This window comes from Algibacter sp. TI.3.09, from assembly GCF_038154905.1.
In the GTDB taxonomy this organism is placed as follows: domain Bacteria; phylum Bacteroidota; class Bacteroidia; order Flavobacteriales; family Flavobacteriaceae; genus Algibacter.
On sequence record NZ_JBAKAN010000008.1, the window covers coordinates 58,641 to 85,130 of the forward strand.

Consider the following 26,490-nt stretch of genomic DNA (forward strand, 5'->3'; position numbering starts at 1 on the left):
ATATGAAGGATAAATATAGGTCATATTCATATGTCTTAATGGTAGTTTGTGTATTGTTTTCGGCGTTCAGTCTGTCGGCACAAACGCAAATAAGCGTATCAGGAACCGTAATCTCAGAATCAGATGGTCAGCCATTAACAGGTGCAACCATTGCAGAGAAAGATAAAAATAATCGTATTATTAATGGTGTTGTAGCCGATTTTAATGGTAATTACGCTATTAAAATGCATGATGCTAATAACGTGTTAACCTTTTCTTATATTGGTTTTATTACTAAGGAAATTACAGTTGGAGGTAGAACAACAATTGATATAGGATTAAAAGAAGATGTAGCAGAGTTAGATGCTATTATTGTAAGAGGAACAAAAAAAGTATTTACTGGTGAGTTTGAAATGGATAAGCGAAGAATTGCTACAGCCATGGAAACTATCTCTACCAAAGAAATTAGTGAAACAGCATCATCGGGTATTGTAGATCAATTACAAGGTCGATTAAGTGGTGTAGATATTGTAGCTAATTCTGGAGATCCAGGAGCCGGTTTATCTATCCGTATTCGTGGTACATCATCATTAAATGCTTCTTCAGAACCATTAATTGTTATTAACGGTGTGCCTTTCGAAACACAAATTGATACTGGGTTCGATTTTTCTACAGCCGATGAAGATCAATATGCATCAATGATTGGGGTATCTCCAGATGATATTTCTGAAATTTCAGTTTTAAAAGATGCAGCAGCAACGGCGCAATATGGGTCGCGTGCAGCAAACGGTGTTTTACTTATTAAAACAAAACGTGGGGCAAAAGGTAAAGCTAGATTTTCTTATAGTTATAAAGGAAGTACATCTAAGCAACCAGACGGAATACCAATGTTAAATGGAGATCAATACTCTACATTAATTAAAGATGAATTAATTGCAACTAATACTAATTTAGCAGATAGTAACCCAATAGCATACAACCCAGATTACGAGTTATATGAGTTGTATAATAAAAATGTTAATTGGCTAGATGAAATTACACAAAGAGGGCACACTAATGAGCATTTCTTAAGTGTATCTGGTGGTGGAGAAAAATCATCATACCGTGTATCTGGAAGTTATAAAAATCAATTAGGGACAACAGTTGGTAGTGCTTTCAAATTATTTACAACACGTGCTATTTTAGATTATAATATTTCAGATAAAATTACTATTGCTTCCGAGCTTTCTTATAGCCACGGATCATTAGATCGTTCTTATGCAAAAGATAATAGTTTGGGACAAGCTAACTTAAGATCTTTAGCATTGGTAAAAATGCCAAATCAATCTATTTATCAAGTTGACGAAAATGGTAATTTAACCGATCAGTATTTTACACCAGAAAATTCTTTTCAAGGTAATGGTGTTACTTATTACAACCCAGTTGCAATGGCGAGGTTGTCTAGAAACAATACAGAAAATAATAGAATTACACCGGTTTTTAGATTTAGTTATAAACCTAATAAGCATTTCGATTTTAGATCTATTATTTCATTTGATATTAATGTTGATAAAAAATCTCAATTTGTACCAGAAGAAGCTATTGGAGCAGCATGGACAAATTCAGGAGCAAATAGATCAACTTTTGATGATGGTGAGTTTTTTGTAATGCGTACAGATAATAAATTAATTTGGATGCCAGAATTAGGTGAGAAACATTCGTTTTTATCAAGTTTTTCTTTTCAAACATTCGAAAAAACAAGTCAAGGATATGTATCTGTTGCTAGTAATAGTCCAACAAGTGATATACAAACACCTATTGCAAATATTAGAATTGAAGGTTCTGGAAATTCTTTAGAATCTACATTTGAGCAAAACACAACGCTTGCAGCCAACTTTGCTTTTAACTATCAGTATTTAGATCGTTATATTTTAAGTGGTGGTATTAGATCGGAAGGAAACTCTAAATTTGGTAGCAATTATAGAAATGGTACCTTCCCAAGTGTTGCTGCAAAATGGATTTTATCTTCAGAGCCTTTTATGGAAAGTGCAGATTTTGTAGACGAAATAGGTATTCGTGCTAGTTATGGTGTAAACGGTAATTCGCCAGGTACAAACTACGGTTCGTACAATACATACACAACGTATAACTATACATATTTAGATGAGCCTGCTGTAATACCAAGTAGTATGGAATTAACAGATTTACGTTGGGAAACTGTTATTCAGAAGAACTTAGGTGTAACCTATTCATTTTTTAATCGTAGAGTTAGTGGTGACTTAGAATTCTATCAAAAAGACACCAAAGATTTATTAACTAAAAACACAGCTATACCAACAACTTCTGGTTTTTCTAGAATACCTTATTTAAACTTAGGTGATATTAGTAACCAAGGTATTGAGTTTAGTGTAAGAACCAAAATTATAGATAATGAAGATTTTGGATTAGATTTTAATTTTAACGTAGCTCGTAATAGAAACGTAGTTAAGCGTATTACAGAAGCTCAAGTAGCAGAAGCAGGAAACCCTTTAACAACTGGACCTGGAGGGTATTTAAAACGAATTCAAGAAGGTAACCCTATTGGTTCTTTTTATGGCTACCGTTATTTAGGCGTATTTAGTTCTCAAGAAGATTTAGTAGCACGTGATGGTAATGGAGATATTATTTACGATCTTAATGGAGAGCCTAAAAACTTAGTTTTTAATAATGGTAAAGAGTTTCAGCCAGGTGAAGCCATGTATGAAGATGTTAATAAAGATGGAAATATCAACGAACTAGATGTAGTATACTTAGGAAATGCAAATCCGTTATTATTTGGTGGGTTTGGACCTAATATTCGTTATAAAAACTTTCAACTTAATGCATTTTTCAACTTTAGATATGATCAGAAATTAATGAATATTGCACGTATGAATACGGAAAGTATGGACGATTTTGATAATCAAAGTACAGCGGTTTTAAGACGTTGGAGATTTGAAGGTGATGAAACAGATATACCAAGAGCTATTTTGAATAGCCCTGTTAATACTTTAGGGTCTGATAGGTTTATGGAAGATGCTTCATTCTTAAGAATGAAATACATTACACTTAGGTATAATTTACCAAAGCCTTTTATTAACAAGTTGAATTTTACAAATGCTTCAGTTTATGTTACAGGAACCAATTTATTAACTTTTACCAAGTATTCGGGAGTAGATCCTGAAGGAGGAATTAGTAACGATTGGCAAGAGTTAGGTTACGATGCGGAACAAACTCCAAGATCGAAACAAATAACCGTAGGTATAAATCTATCATTTTAAATAGCATTAAAGTTAAGGTATTATGAAAAGACACATAATTAAAATATTTATAATGGTTCCGATGATTTTTGCAACACTATCATCGTGTAGCGATTATCTAGATCTAGAACCAAAAGACAACTTAATTCAACAAGAATTTTGGAATAATAAAGAGCAAGTAAGTTCTGCAGTAGCTGGGTGTTATGCCTCTATGAATCAATCTGGGTTTACCGATAGAGTATTAAAGTGGGGAGAACTTAGAGCAGAAATGATGGTTTCTGGTAGTGGAGGTTTAGAGAATATAATGAGAAATTATATGATTCCTTCAGATGGATTAACAAACTGGAGTAACTTCTATGCTACTATTAACTACTGTAATTTAGTTTTAGAGTTTGCCGATGGCGCTCAGGAGCAAGATAAAACGTTTTCTATAGAAGAATTAAATACATTTAAAGCAGAAGCTATTACTATTCGTTCTTTAGCATATTTAATTTTGGTTAAAAACTTTAAGGAGGTGCCGTTAGTATTAACAGCAACATCAACAAACCAAATCGATTTTTATCCAGCAAAAAATACAGAAGAAGAAATTCTTACTCAAATTATCAATGATTTAACTTTAGCAGTAGAAGATTTAAACTTAGGGTATGCACAATCTGCAGCTCATGATAAAGGGAGAATTACAAAAGGAGCAGCGCTTGCTATTCTTGCAGATGCTTATTTATGGAATGAACAGTACACTGAGTGTATTGACGCCGCACAAGAATTAATAGATTTAGGTCGCTATAGTTTAGTTAATGGTGAAGAGTGGTTTAATAGTATCTTTTTTGAAGGCAACTCAGATGAAGGTATTTTCGAACTTCAGTTTAGCGATATTTCAGCAACGCTAAGAAACTCATTCCAAGTAAGTAATCTTAATTATGTAGCATATCAAGGAATTAACGAATTGTATAGAGAGTTTCCAGATGATATTCGTGCGCATTTAGGAACGTATGATAGAGAGAATTTTGCAGTTTTTAAATATGCAGGTGTAGATGAAACTGGTGAATACCGTGGTAGTGATGAGTATTATAACAATTTTATATTCTATCGTTATGCCGATGTTTTACTTATGCAAGCTGAAGCTTATATTTTATCTGCTGATAAAAAGAATTTAGATATGGCTTATCAACTTATTAACGATGTGCATATGCGTGCAGTTTCTGCACCTTTAGATGTTTCTAGAGACGAGTCTAGTTTATTAAATGCATTATTATTAGAACGCCAAAAAGAGTTTGCATTCGAAGGAAAGCGCTGGTACGATTTACTGCGTTTTGCACGTCGTGATAACTTTGCAAATCAAGAACTTATTTTAAGTTTAGTCGATTTTAAAGCTGGTGCAGATGATTATGAGCAGATTTTGAGTTATTACTCAGATCCAGATTCATACTTTTTACCAATTTATCAAAATGAAATTAATTTGAATGATAATTTAGTGCAGAATCCATTTTACGAAAACTAAAACTAAACTTATGAAAACTAAAAAAATAATTAATTGGCTTGGAGGGCTTTGCATGTTTATGCTAATATTAAATAGCTGTAATGATCCTCTTGATGGAACCACCTTTTTTACAACAGATGGTGAAACTACTGATATGACAATTTCAGAGGTATTAGAAGCTAACCCAGACAAATTTTCTATGTATGTTGAAATTCTTCAAAAAACAGAATTTTACACCGCATTAAGAAGTTATGGAAGTTATACGTGTTTAGCACCTACCAATACGGCTATAAAGGCATTCTTAGAAGAGCGCTTTAATGTAAGTACTGTTGCAGAGTTAACTTCGGAAGAGCAAATAGAATTTTTAAAAATATTAGTTAAGTTTCATACGCTACCAACGAGTAGAACCACAAGTAGTTTTATAGAAGGGCGATTGGCCGATACAACTTATACTGGAGATTATCTTACAACGTCTTACTTATTAGGAGGTGGTATTGCTAATGTGCAGATTAATAAAGAAGTTGGTTTAGATCAATACGATATTCGTACAAATAATGGAACTATACATGCGCTTACAGGAGTTTTAAACCCTTTTATTGATCCCGTTACTGTTGTAATGGAAAAGGCTGGTAAGCATACTATATTTATTGAAGCTTTAAAGCAAACCGGATATTATGATATGTTTTCTCAATACTTTAGTGAAACAGGATCAAAAAATAATTTTACAATTTTAGCAGAATCAGATGCTGTTTATGCTGAAGCCGGTATTAATTCTTTTCAAGATTTGGCAGATTATATCTCTCCAGGAAATGTAAATTATACAGACGAGCTAAATGAGTTAAATAGGTTCATGGCTTATCATGCAACAGAGAGTTTCTTGTATTCTGCAGATTTTCCAGAAAACTCTTTTATTAGTACAATACTTCCTAAAAATGCTATAAAATCTTTTAAAACAGATAAAGAGCTTAGAATTAACGAAACAGAAACGGGTGTAGATGATACATGGACGTCTTTAATTTCTGAAGACAGTAATTTTCCAGCGAAAAATGGAGTATATCATACCGTAGATAAATTATTAACCATATTTATTCCTAAAGCAAAACATGTAATCTTCGATTTTGGAACAGGTTTACCAGAAGTACAAGCTGGTAAAATTGGTTTTAATTCATGGTTTGATTCTACAGAATTCGAATCGCTTCGAGTTTTTCCAGCAACACGAATTAGAATTTTAAGACAAAGTAGAAATGCTGCTTATGATGCAGGAACTGTATTGAATTTAGGTTCTGTAACATGGATTGAGTTTGATACGCCAGTACTTCCTAAAGGGAAATATGAGCTTAGAGTATGTGGAAACCAAGGAAATAATGGTAGGCCAATATTCCAAACCTATTGGGATGGACAACCTATAGGGTCGCAATGGGATATGAGATCTAACCCAAGTGAATTAGGTATAGGATGGCCAGATGAAGATTCTCTAGAGTTAAGAGAGCGTGGTTATGTAAGAGGACGTGCTGATATTTTTGATAATAGCGGTAACTCTGCTTACGATTTAGCGAACTGGGCAAGGTTTATTGTAATTGATGATTTACTTATGCCAGAACAACAAAGTCACGTATTGCGTTTTGAAACAATACGATCAGGAGGTATTCCTATTGATTATATTGAGTTTGTACCGGTTGATTAATAAAAATAAATAATAAAGAACTTATAATGAATAATAAACATAATTTCATAATTAATCTAGGTCGCATATGTGCCGTTCTTGTTATCCTTGTAGCATTTAGCTGTAAGGAAGATGCCTTGGACGACCATTATGGACAACAAGATCAAAGGTTAGAATCTAGTATTTTAGAGACGTTAGCTACCGATGCTAACTATTCAACCTTTTTAGAACTGGTAAAACAAACAGGTTTTGAAGAGTTACTTAGCTCATCGCAAGCTTTTACAGTATGGGCACCAAGTAACGAAGCTTTAGCATTGGTATCTGCCGATGTATTAAGCGATCCAGATGCATTAACACAATTAATAGGAAATCATATTTCTAGATTCTCTTACGGCTCAACCATAAATGAAAACCCTGTATTTGTAAAAATGCTTAACGATAAATATATCGAGTTTTCTAATGTAGATGGGCAAGTTACTTTTGCTGATGTTGATTTGTTAGAAGCAGATTTGCTAACATCAAACGGTATCCTACATAAGGTGTCAAGCGTGTTAAGTGTAAAACCAAATATTTGGGGATTCCTTAATGACAATGTAGAAGAATTTCCGGTTTTAATGGAATACTTTTCTCAGTATAACGAAGTTCTTTTTGATGAAGCAAAAAGTGTTAAAACAGGCACCAATACATTAGGCCAAACGGTTTACGATTCTATTTTTAGCGCATCAAATACACAATTTAAAACAATAGGAGATCTAAGTTCTGAAGAAGATCGTTTTACTTTTATAGGTTTAACCGATGATGCTTATACAGGGATTTACGATCGTTTTAAAGAGTATTATAAATTTCCAATTGAAGATTCTGTAAAGAGTAATACAGACAGAACAATATTTAGCAACTTAACATTTCCAGCTTTTGAACAAGCAGATTTAGACGGATCGTTGCTTTTAAATACGGTTGGTAATTTTGTAACGCTAGACGCTAGTTCTATAACGGGTAATGAAGCATTAAGTAATGGCAATGTGATTTTAGTTAGTGATTTAAATTATACTCCAGAAAATGTTATGTATAAAATTATTGGATATGAGGTAGAAGATAATAAAAGAAGAACTATAGGCGATTTGTCAGACTTTACAGTAGTTCAAAATTTTGATAGAACAGCATCAGGATCATTTACTAATACAGTAAGCTTATTAGCAAATCCAGATGCGAGTAATAGTAATAATTATTTTGAAGTAGCATTTAGTAATGTGTTATCTGCAAGTTATAATATTCAATTACGATTTACTCCCGTAGGAGCATCTCAAGATACTAAGTTGAGGTTTGAGTTTAGCTACACAGATGCTGATAAAAATGTAATTGTAAACGAAATTGGCCCATTAGTAGTAAGTAACCTTGAAGATGGTGTTGTTACCATTGGTGATACTTATGATATTCCTGTGTTTGTTAATGAGGAGGTTGATAATGAGTACTTTGTGAAGCTTAAAGTTATTGTAGATGTGAGTGAACCAGAACTACTGTTGTACGATCGTAAGTTTGGTCTAGATTTTATAGCACTAACGCCAGTAGAGTAAGTATTTTAACTAAAAAATAAACATGAATTATCTGATTATGATGAAAATAAAAAATACATATTCCCTGCTTTTCATTCTATTTTTCGGAATTATTTTTGCATCGCAAGGACAAGAAAAATCGAATAAAATAGTTACGGGAACGGTCCTTAACGCTACTAATAAAGAGCCTTTGGCTGGCGTTAATGTACGAGCGGGTAATTTTTCCTCTGTACTTACAGACGAAAAAGGCACATTCTCGATAAAAGTTCCAGATGGTAGAGCTACACTTATATTAAGTAGCCAAGAATTTCAAGATAAAGAGGTTGCCTTAAGAGGAAGATCTAAAATTGAAATTAAAATTAATAAAAAGGATTTCAATACGTATTATACAGACGTAAACACACCTCTTAGAGCTAAAAGTAACTCATCTGTAGTAGGAGCTATTTCTGTAAGAGAGGGCAGTATTGCTACAGCACGTGAGTCTGCAGCAAATATGATTACAGGTAACGAAGTAAGCGGTATGCGGAGTATTATGCGTTCTGGAATTCCGGGTATTGGTTCTAATAACTTTATTAGAGGGTACAATACTTTAAACAGTTCTACACAGCCTTTAATAGTTGTAGATGGTATGATGATTGAAACAAATACGTTTAATAATAATTCTATTATTAGAGGGTATAGTTACGATCCTTTATCAGATATAAACCCAAAGGATATTGCAAATATTACAGTAATTAAAGATGCGGCTTCAATCTACGGATCTAGAGCTGCAAATGGTGTAATACTTATTGAAACTAATAAAACGGATGATGTTACAACTAAAATAGATTTCTATGCGCAAGCAGGTTTAAATATTTCTCCGGATAATATTAGAATGATGAATGCAGATCAATACAAAACGTATTTATCTAACCAATTAAATAATTCGGGACTTTATACTAATAGTGAAATAAGTAATTTACCTTATTTTAATGAAAGTACATCTTTTCAAGATTATGAAAAATATCATAATTCTACTGATTGGCAAAAACAAGTATTCGATGATAACTATGTTAATGAGTACTATTTAAAAGTAACCGGAGGTGATGAGATTGCTAAATATGGTTTATCTGTTGGTTATTCTACTAACGGAGGTGTAATTTCTAATTCAGATTTCGAGCGTTTTACAACACGTTTTAATGCCGATACAAACATTACAGATAGATTATCTTTATCTACAAACTTAAGTGTAAGTTATACAGATAGAAGTTTGTATGACGATGGTTTGTTAAGCACATCTCCAATATTTTCAGCGCTTAATAAATCGCCATTTTTGGCACCTTATACAGAGAATGCAGATGGTGTAGTAACCGATGTTTATCAAGATGTTGATGATATTGGTGGCTTTAGTAACCCTGTAGTTATTACAGATGTTGCAACGTTTGTTGCAAAAGATTATAATCTTTACGGACAATTAAACTTCGGTTATAAAATTTCAGATAAATTAACGTTGAGTTCTTTATCTGGTGTTAATTATATTAAAAACAGACAAAATGTTTTCTTACCAGATTTAGGATTGTCTGAAGAAACTAACGATTTTGGTGATGCTTTTTATCGTACATCAAAAGTAAGTGTAGAGAGTTTATTTTCTGTTTTTAACGATACACGATTAAATTATAAATTAAACGTTGATAATATTCACGATTTCTCAATAAACTTAGGAGTGCGTTACAACCAAAATGATTATGAGAATTCATACTCTATTAGTGGTAACTCTGGAGACGATCAATTTACATCACTTAATAATGGTAATAGAGATACGTTTGTTACTTCTGGTAATATTGGGAACTGGAAATATGCATCACTTTATGCTAATGCAGATTATTCGTTTTTAAATAAGTATTTTGTGAGTTACAATTTAGCTTTCGATAGTTCATCTCGTTTTGGAGATGCTAAATCTACCGGTATTTTTCCTGGTTTAGGAGTGGGGTGGTTAATTTCTTCAGAAAACTTTATGGCTAACAATAATCTTATCGATAAATTAAAACTTAGAGCAAGTTATGGTTTAACAGGTAACGATGGTATTGGAAACTACAATGCAGAATCTTATTTTGTGTCTACTAGATTTTTAGAAGGAACAGGACTTATTAATGGTAACATTGCTAAAAGTTCTATACGTTGGGAAGAAACAACTAAAGCTAACATAGGTTTAGATTTAGGATTGTTAAACGAACGCGTATCTGTAAACTTAGATTATTTTAACAATGTTACAGATGGTTTATTAAACCAAACTAGTATAAGCCCAGTTTTTGGTAGTGAAGGGTTCTTGTCTAACGATGGAAAACTTAAAAATAGAGGTTTCGAATTAGGGATTAATGCACGTGTTATTAATACAGATAATTTTACTTGGGATGTTGGAGGAAATATTTCTCAATATAAAAACAAGATTATCTCATTACCTGGAGATCAACAGATATATGAAATCGCTGGTATAAACGCCACAATCATTAATAAAGAAGGCAGTGCGTTAGGTTTATTTTACGGTTACAAAACAGATGGTATTTATAACAATGCTACAGAAGCTTCAACCGAAGGTTTAAACTGGGTGGATTTTGCAGGGTTCGAACAACCATTTGCAGCAGGTGATGTTCGCTTTGTTAACAGTGATGCTTCTGATAACGTGATTAATGAAGACGATCGTGTAGTAATTGGTAATCCTAATCCGGATTTTACAGGTATGGTTTACAATACATTTACATATAAAAATGTATCCTTATCGGCTATCTTTTCATTCAGTCAAGGAAACGATGTTTACAATGCACAACGCTGGCAAACAGAATCTATGTCTGGTTTAGCTAACCAAAGTGAAGCGGTTGCAAACCGTTGGACCGTAGCAAACCAAAACACGAATATACCTCGTGCGGTTTATGGAGATGCTGTTGGTAATTCAAGGTTTTCAGACCGTTGGATAGAAGATGGATCTTACATTCGTTTAAAAACCTTATCATTATCTTATAGTCCAGACTTTTTTAATGCAACAGTTTTCCTTACAGCAAATAACTTATTTACAATTACAGATTATTTAGGGTTTGATCCAGAAGTAAGCTCGTCTCAAACAAGTTATTTACAAGGTATCGATGCAGGTTTAACACCACAATACACTTCAGTTTTAGTTGGAGTTAGAGTAGGACTATAATTTTTGTATAATAGATTCAAAATAAAAAAATAGATATAAATGAAACAATATAGAAATATTACGTTCAGCATACTTTTCGGATTAACACTTTTAACCTCTTGCGAGAGTTTGTTAGAAGTAGAACCTGAAGAAGTATTGCTTGCCGAGGATTACCTTGGCGACGATCAAATAGATGCTAGATCGGCATTGTTTGGAGTGCTTTCTCAATTGCAAGGCGTTGTAGGGCAATATGTAGTGCTAGGCGAGTTACGTGCAGATTTAGTAAATGTAAACGCAAACTCTATTGATGAGCTTCAAGAAGTTAACAACCACAACATAAGTGAAGATAATAGTTATGCAGATTTAACGACTATGTTTTCTATTATCAATAACTGTAATTTTGCTTTAGAAGGTATTGATACGGATGCTTACGAAAATCAATTATTAGATGATTATGCTTCTATTTTAAGAATTAGAACATGGGCGCAAATGCAAATTCTAATTAATTATGGAAAGTTACCATACATTACAAAACCAATTAGAACGAGTGATGAACTGGATGATACTTATCCTTTATTATCAGTAGATCAAGCTTTGGATCAATTAATTTCTAATCTAGCCGAGGTTGAAGGTGTAGAGAATGTAACTAAATATGCAGGCTCTTTAGGGTTTTCAATTTTTGACATGATTCCTGATCAAGATATTCTTTTGGGAGACTTACATTTATGGAAAGGAAACAATGCTCTAGCAGCAACGAGATATAAAGCATTTTTAGATAAAGAGGCTTTACAAGGTGTTTTATATTTATCTGGATCTAATTCGGTGACAGTTACAAAATCGGGGGAATCTTACAGTTCGGTAAGCCGTTGGTTAAACATATTTGGAGAAACCGTTAGAACCAGTGAGGTTATCAATTATGTTGGTTTTAGTGAACAATATAGACAGCCTAACAATAGCTTTACGGTAGTGACAGATCAATTATCGGCTTCATTATCAATTATATATAATTGGGCAGATCAATCTGTAGGGTTTGAAGGTGAGCCAAAGATCGAAGGAATAGATACAAGAGTTAGTAGCTCAGTTGATGCTTTTAGTGATTTACTTCCAATTAAAAAATATCAATACGATTATTTTACATGGAATAGAGCAGCTAAAGTATATTTAAGATATGCAGAGGCTATTAATTACGCAGGACATCCAGAACAGGCTTTAGCGATTTTAAATGGTATTTTTAATAATCCTGATGTAGACCCTGTTGATGCTCCTATTTTTGAAAACGCGGAAGCTTATTTAAATTTTGATATAAACACCTATTACGCAACTAATTCTAGTGATGAGCCAATTTCTGGTTACTTAGGAGTTCGTGGTCGTGTAGGTATGGCTCCGGTAGGTGTAGATATCGATGTAACAAGTGCTAGTGCTATCGAGCAGGTAGGTGCGTTAATTCTTAATGAGGCTGCTTTAGAGTTGGCTTTTGAAGGAAACAGATGGGAAGATTTAGTTCGTTTTTCACGTAGAAGTAACGATCCAACAATATTGGCGAATGCTGTTGCAAATAAGTTTGTAACTGCAGGAGAAAGTGGAGCAGCAGCAACTGTTGGTCAAAAATTATTAAATCCAGAAAACTGGTATTTACCATTAAGTATTCCTGACAACTTTGTGTCGCAGTAATACATGGGAAGATTATATTATTAGCTTAATATTATTGTTATTTTTTTTAAAAGGAAAAAACTCCAAGTGTCATGCTTGGAGTTTTTGTTTTTTATATACACGTTGGTTTTATTTATCTCAAAGTTTAGAGGTTGTAACAGTTTCTATAATGGGTAGTTTTTTTAAAAAATATAGACAGAATAAAAAAAGGGGTTATCTAAAATTTTAGAAAACCCCTTTTTAATACTATATAGTGATGTTATTACATCATGCCTGGCATACCGCCACCACCCATTGGAGGCATTGCAGCTGCATCTTCTTTAATGTCAATTAAAGCACATTCTGTAGTTAAAATCATTCCAGCAACCGATGCTGCATTTTCTAATGCTACACGTGTTACTTTTTTAGGATCGATAATACCAGCTTTAAGCATATCAACATATTGATCTGTTTTGGCATCGAAACCAAAATCTTTTTTACCTTCTAAAACTTTAGCGATAACAACACTACCTTCACCACCTGCATTTTCAACAATAGTACGTAAAGGCGCTTCAATAGCACGAGCTACAATTTGCACACCAGTTGTTTCATCTAAGTTTTCTGTTGTAAGCTTCTCTAAAACAGATTTAGCTCTTACTAATGCAACACCACCACCAGCAACAATACCTTCTTCTACGGCTGCTCTAGTTGCGTGTAATGCATCATCAACACGGTCTTTTTTCTCTTTCATTTCAACTTCACTTGCAGCACCAACGTAAAGAACAGCAACACCACCAGCTAATTTAGCTAAACGCTCTTGTAGTTTCTCTTTATCGTAATCTGAAGTTGTAGTTTCAATTTGAGATTTAATTTGGTTTACTCTATTTTTAATAGATTCAGCATCACCAGAACCATTTACAATAGTTGTGTTGTCTTTATCAATTGTTACTGTTTCAGCAGTACCAAGCATTGTTAAATCTGCATTTTCTAAAGTGAAACCTCTTTCTTCAGAAATTACAGTTCCACCAGTTAAGATAGCGATATCTTCTAGCATAGCTTTACGACGGTCACCAAAACCAGGCGCTTTAACAGCTGCGATTTTTAATCCACCACGTAACTTGTTTACCACTAAAGTAGCTAACGCTTGTCCATCAACATCTTCAGCAATAATTAATAACGGACGACCAGATTGAGCAACAGGCTCTAAAATTGGAAGAATTTCGTTTAAGTTAGAAATCTTTTTGTCGAATAATAAAATGTATGGATTTTCTAAATCAGCAATCATTTTATCAGCATCGGTAACAAAGTAAGGAGAAAGGTAACCTCTATCAAACTGCATACCTTCAACAACGTCAACATAAGTTTCCATCCCTTTAGCTTCTTCAACAGTAATAACACCTTCTTTACCAACTTTACCAAAAGCCGTAGCGATTAATTCGCCAATAGTATCATCGTTATTTGCAGAAATAGCAGCAACTTGTTTTATCATTTCTGATGAGTTACCTACTTTTTTAGCTTGCTTTTCAAGATCGGCAACAATAGCATCAACAGCTTTGTCAATACCACGTTTTAAATCCATTGGGTTAGCACCTGCAGCAACGTTTTTTAAGCCTTCTTTTACAATAGCTTGAGCCAATACAGTTGCAGTTGTAGTACCATCACCTGCTAAATCGTTAGTTTTAGAAGCAACTTCTTTAACCATTTGTGCACCCATATTTTCTAATGGGTTTTCTAATTCAATTTCTTTAGCTACAGACACACCATCTTTAGTTACTTGTGGTGCTCCAAAACTTTTACTAATAATTACGTTACGTCCTTTTGGGCCTAACGTTACTTTTACTGCGTTTGCTAATGCATCAACACCACGTTTTAATCCGTCGCGTGCTTCAATATCAAATTTTATGTCTTTTGCCATAATATGTTTAATTTTTTTATTCTCACTAAGGAGAAAATCTATTTAATGAAAATCTAGTTTAAATTGATGAGGTTTCCGCTTTCGCGGAAAATAAAAAAGGAATTATTAAATAATTGCAAGAATATCGCTCTCACGCATAATTAAATAATCTGTACCTTCTAATTTTAATTCTGTGCCAGCATATTTACCATATAAAACAGTGTCACCAACTTTTACTGTAATAGGTTCGTCTTTGGTACCTTTTCCGGCAGCAACAACAGTTCCTTTTTGTGGTTTTTCTTTAGCGTTATCTGGAATAATAATTCCTGATGCTGTTTTAGTTTCAGCGGCAGCAGGCTCAATAAGAACGCGGTCTGCTAATGGTTTAATGTTTAAGCTCATTTTTATATTATTTTTTAATTAATTGAATTATGATTAACGCTTTAATAGTACGCTAAAAATATGCCAAGAGCAATAGACTGACAAACTTGCAGAAATAAAAAATGCCAACTGTAAAAGTTGGCATTTTTAAATCTAATATGTTTTTGAGAATCTTAGTTCACACTATCTTTTATTGTAGCAGCATCGGTTGCTGTATTAGCAGGAGTTGCTAAAGGTTGAGTGCTTGGTGCATCAGTATCTAAAGCTTTAGATTCTAAAGTAGAATCGCCTCTGTTAATAGCTATGTTTGAAGCTAAAATTAATATTAGCAAAAATGTAGCTAAGTACCATGTGCTTTTGTCTAAAAAATCGGTTGTCTTTTTCACACCGCCTAATTGCTGTGTTCCACCACCTCCAAATGAAGAAGATAATCCACCACCCTTAGGGTTTTGCACCATAATTACTACAATCAGTAAAAATGCTACCACAACTATTAATGCTAAAAATATTGTAAACGTACTCATTATTTCTTGTTATTTTGTTCTTGTAATTGTTTTACTGCCTCGATTTGGTTTGCAAAGAAACCACTTTTTTCTGGATATTTCAAACTTAAAATTTTATAAGATTGAATAGCCTTCGAATAATTTTTTTGTTCTACATAAATACGCGCTAAAGTCTCTGTCATTAAGGCTTCCGGTTGTATCATTTGGGCTTTAGCTAAATTTCCTTTAAGCAAAAGTGGCTTTGTTGGGTTTATTTTTGGGTTTTTAATGATGAATTTATCAATTAAATCGAATTTTTTCTCCTTTTTTAAGGCTTTTTCCGATTTCTTTTTAGTAGGTTTTTTTGAAACTTCAGGTTCGCGCTCAATAGGCTTAAATTGTGTAAGTTTTAACCATTGGTTAAAAGAATGCGATTCTTTTTTATCAAAGGGAAGTGGTGTCCCTAAATTTAATATAGCTTCTGGAGTGTTTTTGGGAGATTGATCAACTTCTTCGGGTGAAGTTTCAATATATTCAGAAGGAATTATAGAAAGAGTCGTTTCTTTTTTCGGACGAAATTCTTTAGGTTCAAATAATGAAGGGTCTAAAACACCAGTAGTATCCTGTATTTGTTGCTTTAAAGTATCATCAATAGTTACTTTTTTATAAACCGTGATATCTTCAACATCAATTTCTATATCATTTATAGGTGAAATGTTTTTTTTGATGTATTGTGAAATTTCATTCTGAATAAAATGTTCCGAAGTAATAAAATCGAATAAAATACTACGGTCTGTGGTGTAGGCAGCTGTAGTTTTTAAGGCTTGATTATAATCTAAACTACTTTGATCTTTTAATCCTTTTAAATGAATAGCGCGTGCCGATTGAAAATAAGGATATTCATCTAGTATAGATTTTATAGCCTCGGTTTGTTCATGCGTTATAGCATGCGGGTTTTGTAGTAGATATGTAAAATCGGTTCGATTCATTGGCTAAGCCAAATTTTTAATATTAATCTAAAAAAATGATTGTTAACGCTTGGTTTTATTACCATTTTGCTAACGTAGCATTAAAAATGTCTTGAGTTAAACGCTCAAAAATTTCTTCGTGTGCTGTGGTTTTTGTGGTTCCAATAAGTTGTGCTGTTCCATCGTAATCATAGAAAAAAGAGAAGCTTTGTTCTAAATCGTCTTCCTCTTTTTTTCTGTTGAAAAACCTAAGCTTTACACTTATTGTTAATCTGTTTTGAGCTGCAACATTTTCAGATGTAGCTGTTGTTGGAGAAACACGGTATCCTGTAATTTCGCCTTCGTAAACTAAATCTCCATTAGATGGTACAAGACTTAAGTTGGTTTGATTCTGAATTAAATCTTCTAAAGCTAATTTAAAATCTCGCTCTAAACCTGGTTCTACTAAAAGGGCATTGTTTTCAAATCGATTTACTTGGTAGGTTTTTATATCAGAAGAAATAGACGTCCCTGTAAAAGAGTAAATACCGCAACTTGTAAGGGTTGCGATCGTTAATATTGCAATAATGTATTTTGCGTGCTTCATTTTATTTTCTTGAATACGTATCTGTTTTATAGAGACTTGTGTATTAGGTTAACGTGTTTTTATAGATCGTATTGTTTAATTTTACGGTATAATGTACGTTCGCTAATGCCAAGTTCTGCGGCTGCTAATTTACGTTTTCCGCTGTGACGTTCTAACGATTTTTTAATTAATTCTAATTCTTTATCATGAATAGATAAGGTTTCTTCCTCTTCAATTTCTTCTGCAAAGTGATACTTATCTTGCGTACTCATAGGTTCTTCAATTTTTGAGGTATGTTCTGGAATAGAAAGTAACTCGGTATTGGTTACGCTTTCTTCAAAATCATGAATATCGTCATCATCGTCACCATAAATTTTCTGAATTAAGCTTTCGTTTTTCTTCTCAACATCTTTGGTGTTCCCATTTTTCATGAGTTCCATGGTGAGTTTCTTTAAATCGCTTAAGTCACTTTTCATATCAAAAAGTACTTTGTAGAGAATTTCGCGTTCGCTACTAAAATCACTTTTAGATTTCGATGTTTTAATTACTGCAGGTAAATTTGTTGTCGAAGCAGGTAAATAACCGTTTAAAGTTTCTGCGCTAATAGTACGGTTTTGTTCTAAAACAGATACTTGTTCTGCAATGTTACGCAACTGTCTAATATTACCATTCCATCGGTGTTTTGTAAGAACTTGCACTGCCGAATCTGTAAGCTTTACAGTTGGCATTTTGTATTTTAAAGCAAAATCGCTAGCAAATTTTCTGAATAATAAATGAATATCGTCTTGGCGTTCGCGAAGTGGAGGTAAATTAATATCCACAGTGCTTAAACGATAGTATAAATCTTCTCTAAATTTTTCTTTTTCAATAGCTTCAAACATGTTTACGTTTGTTGCTGCAACAATACGCACATTGGTTTTTTGAACTTTACTAGAACCTACTTTTAAAAACTCACCGTTTTCTAAAACACGTAAAAGTCTAACTTGTGTGGTAAGCGGTAACTCGCCAACTTCATCTAAAAAAATGGTTCCGCCATCGGCAACTTCAAAATAGCCTTCACGGGTTTGTGTTGCTCCTGTAAAAGCACCTTTTTCGTGTCCGAATAACTCAGAATCTATTGTGCCTTCTGGTATGGCACCACAGTTTACGGCAATATATTTATTGTGTTTTCTATGTGATAATTGATGTATTATTTTAGGAATACTTTCTTTTCCAACACCACTTTCTCCGGTTACTAAAACCGAAATATCGGTAGGAGCAACCTGAATGGCTTTTTCTATAGCACGGTTTAGTGTTGGTGTATTGCCAATAATACCAAATCGTTGTTTAATTGCTTGGATTGATTCCATAATGCTTAATTAAAAATTAAAAGTGAATAATGATAAATGCTTGGTTTTAATTTCAAATAAATATTAATTATTCATTGATAATGCTATGCCTTCGCCAATTAACGTGGCACTTGTGCAATTGTTAACCTTAACTTTTACAAACTCGCCAATTTTAAAATCACCTTTAGGGAACACGCAAACAATGTTTTGTGAGCTACGACCCGACCATTGTTCGGTAGATTTTTTCGATTCTTTCTCAATTAAAACCTCTATTTCTGTACCTAAGTATTCTTTGGTTCTAAATTCGCTGTGTTGACGTTGTAAATCTACAATGTCTTGTAAACGACGTTTTTTAACAGGCTCTGGTACATCGTCTTCCATATTTCTTCCAGCCATGGTACCAGGGCGTTCAGAATATGTAAACATGTATCCAAAATTATATTTTACGTATTCCATTAAGGAAACGGTATCTTGAAAATCTTCTTCTGTTTCTGTTGGGAAACCAACAATCATATCGTGGCTAATAGTGCATTTTGGAATAATACGACGAATGTTGTCAATTAATTCAAAATACTCTTCGCGTGTATGTAAACGATTCATTTCCTTTAAAATACGGTTACTTCCGCTTTGTACAGGTAAATGGATATGATTACAAATATTATCGAATTTAGCCATGGTTTCAACCACATCTAAAGTTAAATCTTGAGGGTTAGACGTTGAGAAACGAATACGCATTTTTGGTTGTTCTTTAGCACAAAGCTCAAGTAATTTAGAAAAGTCTACGGCAGTAGCTTTCTCCATATCTGTTGCTTTTACAAAGTCTTTTTTAAGTCCGCCACCATACCAAAGGTAACTGTCTACGTTTTGGCCAAGTAAGGTAATTTCTTTAAAACCACGGCTCCATAAATCGTTTATTTCCTCTAAAATACTTTGTGGGTCACGACTACGTTCACGGCCTCTTGTAAAAGGCACCACGCAAAACGTACACATGTTATCGCAACCACGAGTTATAGAAACAAAAGCGGTAACTCCATTAGAATTTAAACGTACTGGAGAAATATCTCCATAGGTTTCTTCTTTAGAAAGAATAACGTTTATAGCGTCTCTACCTTCGTCAACTTCAGCTAAAAGGTTTGGTAAATCTTTGTATGCATCTGGGCCAACAACTAAGTCTACAATTTTTTCTTCTTCAAGAAATTTTGTTTTTAAGCGTTCGGCCATACAGCCCAAAACACCAACTTTCATTTTTGGATTTATGTCGCGTTTTACGGCGTTATATTTTTCTAATCGTTTACGTACGGTTTGCTCGGCTTTATCACGAATAGAGCAGGTGTTTACTAAAACTAAATCGGCTTCTTCTAAGTTTTGTGTGGTATTAAAACCTTGATCCTTCATGATAGAAGCTACAATTTCACTATCGCTAAAATTCATTGAGCAGCCGTAGCTCTCAATAAAAAGTTTGCGTGTATTGCCCTCTTTCTGTTCAAGAGTTAAAGATTGGCCTTGTTTATTTTCGTCTATAATTTTTTCCATAGTTTGCTAGAAACTGGTATTGTTCAATAAGTATGCAAAGATACAATTAATTTGTGTTTTGTGACAAAGTGGCAGTTTTATTTTTTAAGCTTATTTATAGGTTTTATGGTGGTCTGTTTGGTTAAAAGAATGTTTTATAAATCAGGTTTTTAGTACGGTTTGTATATCGTTTGTTTTTAATATTTAACATTGTGATTTTAGTTTATTTAACAAAATTTTTTGTTTTAAGAAATTAAATTACTTTTACGCCTTTAAATAACTTAACCCCTAACTTTAAAATATGAACAAAATTACTAGTCTATTAGAAAAAATTAATAATGCAAAGCAGCTCGATTTTGGCTCTATTTTTAGCGAAGCCATTGAGTTGTATAAAAAAACTTGGGTGCAAGGTTTCTTGCTTCAAATTTTTACTATGGTTATTATGTTACCTTTAATTATAGTGTTGTACGTGCCTTTAATTGGTTTAATGGTTGCGCAACAGGAAAGTGGTTATAACGATCAAGAAGCATTAAGTACATTTTTAGGCGGTATGTCTGTATTGTATATTTTGTTTGTAGTTATAGGGATATTTGTTCTTGGTACTATTTCATTAACGTTACAAGCTTCTTTTTTCAGAATAATTAAAAGAATGGATTATAATGAAGTGGTTAATACAACCGATTTTTTTCATTTTGTAAAAGGTAAGTATTTAAGTAAAGCTTTTGTATTAATGCTTATTTCTATAGGTATTGTTATTCCTTCGGCATTATTATGTTACATACCATTAATATATACTATGGTTCCTGTTTCTTATTTTATGTTAGTTTTCGCTTTTAACCCCGAATTTAGTACAGGCGATGTGGTGAAAGTTAGTTTTAAATTAGGAACTAAAAAATGGGGTATAACTATAGCTTTGTTTCTTGTAAGTTACCTTTGTGTTTTTGTAATCTCTATGATTACTTGCGGATTAGGATCTTTGTTTTTACAAGCCTTTTTATGGCATCCTATATATTTAATCTATAAAAAAGTAGTTGGGTTTGATGAAACCACAAATGCTATTGAAGAAATAGGTACTTCTATAGAATAGAAAAATAAGAGACTTATATAAAGGTGTTTTGAAATAAGTGCTTTTCGAAATATATTTAAAGGTTATCTGAGTAATAAAAAAATAAAACCCTGCTTTTTACTATTAAAAGCAGGGTTTTTTATGTAAAAATTATACAGATAGTACGTAAAATTAGGCAGATAAACTTTTTTTGATATACATTTGTAGGATCAAAAAATGATTTATGGCGAAGAATTTAGTAATAGTAGAGTCACCTGCAAAAGCAAAAACCATTGAAAAGTTTCTAGGAAAAGATTTTAAAGTAGAATCTAGTTTCGGACATATTTCCGATTTACCATCCAAGGAATTAGGGGTTGATGTTGAGGGTGATTTTAATCCCAAATACGAAGTATCCACAGATAAGAAAGCAGTTGTAAAAAAACTGAAAGACTTAGCTAAGAAAGCCGAAATGGTTTGGCTAGCAAGTGATGAGGATCGCGAGGGAGAGGCTATTGCATGGCACTTAGCCGAAACATTAAAATTAGATAAAGAGAAAACAAAACGTATTGTTTTTCACGAAATTACAAAATCTGCTATTTTAAAAGCGATTGAGAATCCACGTGGAATAGATTACGATTTAGTCGATGCCCAACAAGCACGACGTGTATTAGATAGAATTGTAGGTTACGAGCTGTCTCCGGTATTATGGAGAAAGGTGAAAGGTGGTTTGTCTGCCGGTCGTGTACAATCAGTTTCAGTTCGATTAATTGTTGAAAAGGAAAGAGATATACAAGGTTTTAGTCCTGTAGCATCATATAGAATAGATGCAGAATTTTCTAATGAAGATGGACAAAGCTTTAAGGCTAAACTTCCGAAGAACTTTTCAACTAAAAAGGAAGCTCAAAAGTTTTTAGAGAAAAATGCTCAGGCCGATTTTAAAGTAGCCGATTTACAAAAGAAACCAGCTAAAAAATCTCCAGCAGCACCGTTTACAACATCTACGTTGCAACAGGAAGCTTCTAGAAAATTATACTTTTCGGTAAGTAAAACCATGACGATGGCGCAACGCCTTTACGAAGCCGGTTTAATTACTTACATGAGAACGGATAGTGTTAATCTTTCAGATGAAGCTAAAAAAGGAGCAGAGGCAGAAATTAGAAATGCTTACGGCGATCAATACAGTAAATCTAGAAATTATAAAGGAAAAGCTAAAGGGGCTCAAGAAGCTCACGAAGCGATTCGTCCAACCAATTTCGCTGTACATTCAGTAGATATTGATTATGATCAAGCACGTTTATACGATTTAATATGGAAACGTTCTATTGCATCACAAATGAGTGAAGCAGAATTAGAGCGTACTAACGTAAAAATTAGTGCATCAACACATAAAGAAACCTTTACAGCAAACGGAGAGGTTATTACTTTTGATGGTTTCTTAAAAGTATATTTAGAAGGTACCGATGATGAGGATTTAGATGAACAAGATGGTATGTTACCAGCTATGAAAACTAATGAAACATTACTTAATAGTTATATTACAGCAACCGAACGTTACACACGTCCGCCAGCTAGATATACGGAGGCATCTTTAGTTAAGAAGTTAGAAGAATTAGGTATTGGTCGTCCGTCTACATATGCGCCAACAATTTCAACTATTCAGAACAGGAATTATGTTGAAAAAGGTACTATAGATGGTGAGGAAAGAAATTATTCTCAATTAAAACTTCAAGATGGTACGGTAAACGATGTGACTTTATCAGAGAAAGTGGGGTCAGATAAAGGGAAGTTAGTTCCAACAGATATTGGAATGATTGTGACTGACTTTTTAGTGAATCACTTTGAATCTATTTTAGATTATAGTTTTACAGCAAAAGTAGAAGCCGATTTTGATGAAATAGCAGAAGGAAAAGAAGATTGGAAGAAAATGATGAGATCATTTTACGATAATTTTCACCCGATAGTAGAAGATGTAAAAGAAAACGCCGATAGAGAATCTGGTGAGCGTATTCTAGGAGAAGACCCGAAAACAGGTAAACGAGTAAGTGTGCGTTTAGGTAAATTTGGACCAATGGTTCAAATAGGAACGGTGGATGATGAAGAGAAGCCACAGTTTGCAAGTTTAAGTCCAGATCAGCAATTAAACTCGATAACATTCGAAGAGGCGATGGATTTATTTCAACTTCCTAAAAATTTAGGAAACTTTGAAGATGAAGAAATTGTTGTTAATAATGGACGTTTTGGACCTTATGTAAAGTTTGGTGATGCTTATGTATCGCTTCCGAAAGGGACAGACCCATTAAGTGTGGAGCTTGATGATGCTATTGTTTTAATTAAAGAAAAACAAAAAGCCGATGCGCCAATTTACATGTATCAAGATTTACCTGTGCAAAAAGGTAAAGGGCGTTTTGGACCATATATAAAATGGAACAACTTGTTTATTAATGTGAATAAAAAATATGATTGGGATAATTTAACCGATGATGAAATTGTAGAACTTATTGAAGTTAAGGTTCAAAAAGAAATCGACAAAGTTATTCATAATTGGGAAGAAGAAGGTATTCGTGTAGAAAAAGCACGTTGGGGCCGTCACAATGTTATAAAAGGTAAAATAAAAGTAGAATTAGCCAAAACGGTTGATGTTACAGAAATGACTTTGGAAGAAGCTGCAAAACTAATTGAAGCTAAAACTCCGAAGAAAAAAGCAAGAAAAAAAGCAGCGCCTAAAAAAGCCGCAGCGAAAAAAACGACAACTAAAAAAACAACAGCGAAAAAGAAATAATTTTATAAAAAAAGAAAATTTAACCACCTTTATTTGTGATATAAATTTTTACATTTATAGTGTTAGTTTTCTTTTTTTATTGATATTTGTGTAACGCAAAACAGCATAATTTAGTACACTTTAATGGATTTTAACTTTCTGTCTCCTGTTTCAGATTTTGTATTGGCTCATAATGAGTTGCTTTCAGCTCAGGCTTTAGGTCGAAAAATAAAAATTCACTCAGCGCAGCAGGGTATTCCAGATTTAGATGGTGTTCAAATTGCTATAGTTGGTGTTTTAGAAAATAGAAACGATATTAATTATATAGGTGAAGAGTTTTGCTTAGATGAAATCCGTAAAGGATTTTATAGCCTTTTCCCTGGTAGCTGGAGTATTAGTGTTGCCGATTTAGGTGATATTGAAAAAGGCGAAAGTGTAGATGATACCTATTTTGCTTTAAAAGAAGTTGTAAATACTTTAATTAAGCAAAATGTAATTCCCGTGATTTTGGGAGGATCGCAAGATCTTACTTATGCAAACTATCGTGCTTATGATAGTTTTGCGCCCATGGTGAATATAGTAAATGTTGATAGCAAATTTGATCTGGGCGATTCAACTAAACCTATGAAGAACAATAGTTTTGTAGGTAAAATTATTTTAGATCAACCCTATAACCTTTTTAATTACGCAACAGTAGGCTATCAAACATATTTTAATTCGCAAGAAGAAATAGATTTGATGGACAGTTTGTATTTTGAGTCTTATAGACTTGGGCAAGTATCTCACGATATTACAATAGTAGAACCTGTATTGAGGGATGCTAATATTGTAAGTATCGATTTGGGGTCTGTAAAAAGCTCTGAAGTTAGTTTAAATCAAAAAGTATCTCCCAATGGTCTAAATGGTAAAGAAATTTGCGCCATAGCCAGATATGCGGGTATTAGTAATAAGGTATCGTCTTTTGGTATTTACGAATACAAACCTTCTAGTGATGATGAAATAACATCTATGTTAGTATCACAAATGCTGTGGTATTTTATAGAAGGTGTGAATTATAGAATTAAAGATGATGATTTTTCAGATGAATATACTTACCAAAAATTCATTACTTTGGTAGAATCGGAAGAATTAGTCTTTTATAAGAGTAATAAGACAGGAAGATGGTGGATTGAAATACCTTTTTTGTCAGAAGTTAATAATAAATTAAAAAGGCATACGTTATTACCTTGCATGCACCAAGATTACAAAGATGCATGCAATAATAAAGTGCCAGAGCGCTGGTACAAAGCCATTAGGAAAAATAGTGTTTAGCAAGTGAAAAAGGTTAAAATGCGCATTTCATCGTTTAAATGTTAATTTTTTACGACGAAATGTAATTTTTTTAGGTAAAAAGTTGTTTTTTAAAAAATATATAAATATGTTTACGCTCTCAAGTTAGAGCTTAAATAATTAACCGCGAGTTTTCTATGATTATGAAGAAGTTTATATTATTAACCACAGTAGTAGCATTGCTAGCAAGTTGCGGCTCAAATGACCGAGGTGAACTGGTTGGTGTGCAAGGAAAAAAATGGCATCCAGAGAAGCCTTATGGTATGGAGCTTATTCCTGGTGGCGCATTTATAATGGGTAAAGCCGATGATGATTTAGCTGGTGTGCAAGATGCACCTGCAAAAACTGTTACAGTGCGCTCATTTTACATGGATGCAACTGAAATAACAAATAGTGAATATCGCCAATTTGTTAATTGGGTAAGAGATTCTATAGTTAGAATGAAACTTGCTGTATTAGCCGATGAAATTGGTAAAATTCCGGAAGACGGAGGTATTGGTGAGTTTGCATTTAAAGATGCAGATACAGCTAACATGTCTGTTTACGAAAAGTACATGTTCGAAAACTATACCGGATTAGGGCCAACAGGTTACGAAGGTAGAAAGTTGAACAAAGATGTTGATCTTGTATTTGATACGGCTGAATACCCAGATGAGTGGTATGCAGAGGTTATGGATACTATGTATTTGCCTTTAGAGGCATCATACAACGGTCAACGTACTTGGGATGTTAAGAAATTTAAATTCCAATATAGCTATATGGATATTCAAGAAGCTGCTAATAACAGAGGTATTGAACGTAAAGATGCTATTAAAAAGGAAGAGTTAGAAATATATCCAGATACAACAGTTTGGATTAGAGATTTCGCATATTCTTACAACGAACCAATGCATAACGATTATTTCTGGCATGATGCTTATGGAGAATATCCAGTAGTAGGCGTGACTTGGAAACAAGCGAAAGCATTTTGTGAGTGGAGAACTTTACAGAAAAACTCTTACCAAAAATCTAAAAAAGGTTCAGCAATGGTAAATACATTTAGATTACCATCTGAAGCAGAGTGGGAGTATGCCGCTCGTGGAGGTCTGCAAGCAGCAACTTACCCTTGGGGTGGGCCTTACACAAAAAGTGATAGAGGTTGTTTTATGGCAAACTTTAAACCAGTACGTGGAGATTATGCTGCCGATCAAGCTTTATACACTGTAGAAGCAAAATCTTATGAGCCTAACGATTACAACTTGTATAACATGTCTGGAAATGTTTCAGAATGGGTAAATGCATCTTATGATCCTTCATCTTATGAGTATACATCAAGTATTAACCCAAGTGTAAACGATAGAGATAACAAACGTAAAATTGTTCGTGGTGGTTCTTGGAAAGATGTAGCATACTTTTTACAAGTAAGTTCAAGAGATTACGAATATGCAGATTCTGCAAGAAGTTATATTGGCTTTAGAACCGTTCAAGATTATATGGGGACACAGGTAACAAAAAACGGTAACTAAGCTAATTGTATTAA

17 protein-coding genes are annotated in these 26,490 nt (G+C 33.4%); 10 read left to right on the forward strand and 7 right to left on the reverse strand.

Going from position 1 to position 26,490, the window contains the following annotated elements:
* Nucleotides 1–2: 2 nt before the first annotated feature.
* From V6246_RS17375 to V6246_RS17400, 6 genes are read left to right on the forward strand one after another with little or no spacing between them, the layout of a single operon-like run.
* Nucleotides 3–3,257 (forward strand): SusC/RagA family TonB-linked outer membrane protein, encoded by a 3,255-nt coding sequence (locus V6246_RS17375; protein ID WP_133968765.1) that lies wholly within the window; start codon nt 3–5, stop codon nt 3,255–3,257.
* A gap of 22 nt (nt 3,258–3,279) precedes the next feature.
* Complete coding sequence (locus tag V6246_RS17380) at nt 3,280–4,734, forward strand: RagB/SusD family nutrient uptake outer membrane protein (RefSeq protein ID WP_081959323.1); 1,455 nt, start codon at nt 3,280–3,282, stop codon at nt 4,732–4,734.
* Nucleotides 4,735–4,744: 10 nt separating this feature from the next.
* Nucleotides 4,745–6,397, forward strand: coding sequence for a fasciclin domain-containing protein (locus tag V6246_RS17385; protein WP_341561729.1), 1,653 nt, complete (start codon nt 4,745–4,747; stop codon nt 6,395–6,397).
* A 26-nt stretch (nt 6,398–6,423) separates the two neighbouring features.
* Entirely contained in the window at nt 6,424–7,947 is a 1,524-nt protein-coding gene (locus tag V6246_RS17390; protein ID WP_341561730.1) for a fasciclin domain-containing protein, read from the forward strand.
* Between the two features lie 37 nt (nt 7,948–7,984).
* Nucleotides 7,985–11,101: a SusC/RagA family TonB-linked outer membrane protein gene (locus tag V6246_RS17395; protein ID WP_341561731.1), complete on the forward strand. Its 3,117-nt coding sequence runs from the start codon at nt 7,985–7,987 to the stop codon at nt 11,099–11,101.
* A gap of 39 nt (nt 11,102–11,140) precedes the next feature.
* Nucleotides 11,141–12,751 carry a RagB/SusD family nutrient uptake outer membrane protein gene (locus V6246_RS17400; RefSeq protein ID WP_341561732.1) on the forward strand — a complete coding sequence of 537 codons (1,611 nt, stop codon included), beginning with the start codon at nt 11,141–11,143 and terminating at the stop codon, nt 12,749–12,751.
* A gap of 241 nt (nt 12,752–12,992) precedes the next feature.
* Here the strand turns inward: V6246_RS17400 and groL are convergent, their stop codons facing one another.
* From groL to miaB, 7 genes are all read right to left on the reverse strand, one after another.
* Nucleotides 12,993–14,624: a chaperonin GroEL gene (gene groL / locus V6246_RS17405; RefSeq protein WP_341561733.1), complete on the reverse strand. Its 1,632-nt coding sequence runs from the start codon at nt 14,622–14,624 to the stop codon at nt 12,993–12,995.
* Between the two features lie 105 nt (nt 14,625–14,729).
* A complete protein-coding gene (locus V6246_RS17410; RefSeq protein ID WP_042498021.1) occupies nt 14,730–15,005 on the reverse strand; it encodes a co-chaperone GroES in 276 nt (91 codons plus the stop codon).
* 152 nt (nt 15,006–15,157) lie between these two features.
* Nucleotides 15,158–15,508, reverse strand: a complete 351-nt coding sequence (gene secG, locus V6246_RS17415) for a preprotein translocase subunit SecG (RefSeq protein ID WP_341561734.1) — start codon at nt 15,506–15,508, stop codon at nt 15,158–15,160.
* Nucleotides 15,508–16,455, reverse strand: coding sequence for a hypothetical protein (locus V6246_RS17420; RefSeq protein ID WP_341561735.1), 948 nt, complete (start codon nt 16,453–16,455; stop codon nt 15,508–15,510). The genes secG and V6246_RS17420 overlap by 1 nt, the downstream gene beginning before the upstream one ends.
* 58 nt (nt 16,456–16,513) lie before the next feature.
* Nucleotides 16,514–17,020, reverse strand: coding sequence for an LptE family protein (locus tag V6246_RS17425; RefSeq protein WP_042498026.1), 507 nt, complete (start codon nt 17,018–17,020; stop codon nt 16,514–16,516).
* A gap of 59 nt (nt 17,021–17,079) precedes the next feature.
* Complete coding sequence (locus V6246_RS17430) at nt 17,080–18,348, reverse strand: sigma-54 dependent transcriptional regulator (protein ID WP_341561736.1); 1,269 nt, start codon at nt 18,346–18,348, stop codon at nt 17,080–17,082.
* Between the two features lie 63 nt (nt 18,349–18,411).
* Nucleotides 18,412–19,860, reverse strand: a complete 1,449-nt coding sequence (miaB, locus tag V6246_RS17435; RefSeq protein ID WP_341561737.1) for a tRNA (N6-isopentenyl adenosine(37)-C2)-methylthiotransferase MiaB — start codon at nt 19,858–19,860, stop codon at nt 18,412–18,414.
* Between the two features lie 280 nt (nt 19,861–20,140).
* Between miaB and V6246_RS17440 the strand changes: the two genes are divergently transcribed.
* The 4 genes from V6246_RS17440 to porK all read left to right on the forward strand — a co-directional run bounded on the left by V6246_RS17440 (nt 20,141) and on the right by porK (nt 26,476).
* A complete protein-coding gene (locus tag V6246_RS17440) occupies nt 20,141–20,926 on the forward strand; it encodes a hypothetical protein (RefSeq protein ID WP_159018085.1) in 786 nt (261 codons plus the stop codon).
* A gap of 202 nt (nt 20,927–21,128) precedes the next feature.
* Nucleotides 21,129–23,663, forward strand: coding sequence for a type I DNA topoisomerase (gene topA, locus V6246_RS17445; protein WP_341561738.1), 2,535 nt, complete (start codon nt 21,129–21,131; stop codon nt 23,661–23,663).
* 123 nt (nt 23,664–23,786) lie between these two features.
* Nucleotides 23,787–24,953 (forward strand): formimidoylglutamase, encoded by a 1,167-nt coding sequence (locus V6246_RS17450; protein ID WP_341561739.1) that lies wholly within the window; start codon nt 23,787–23,789, stop codon nt 24,951–24,953.
* Between the two features lie 161 nt (nt 24,954–25,114).
* On the forward strand, nt 25,115–26,476 hold the full coding sequence (gene porK / locus V6246_RS17455) for a type IX secretion system lipoprotein PorK/GldK (RefSeq protein WP_341561740.1): 1,362 nt from the start codon (nt 25,115–25,117) through the stop codon (nt 26,474–26,476).
* Nucleotides 26,477–26,490: the final 14 nt, after the last annotated feature.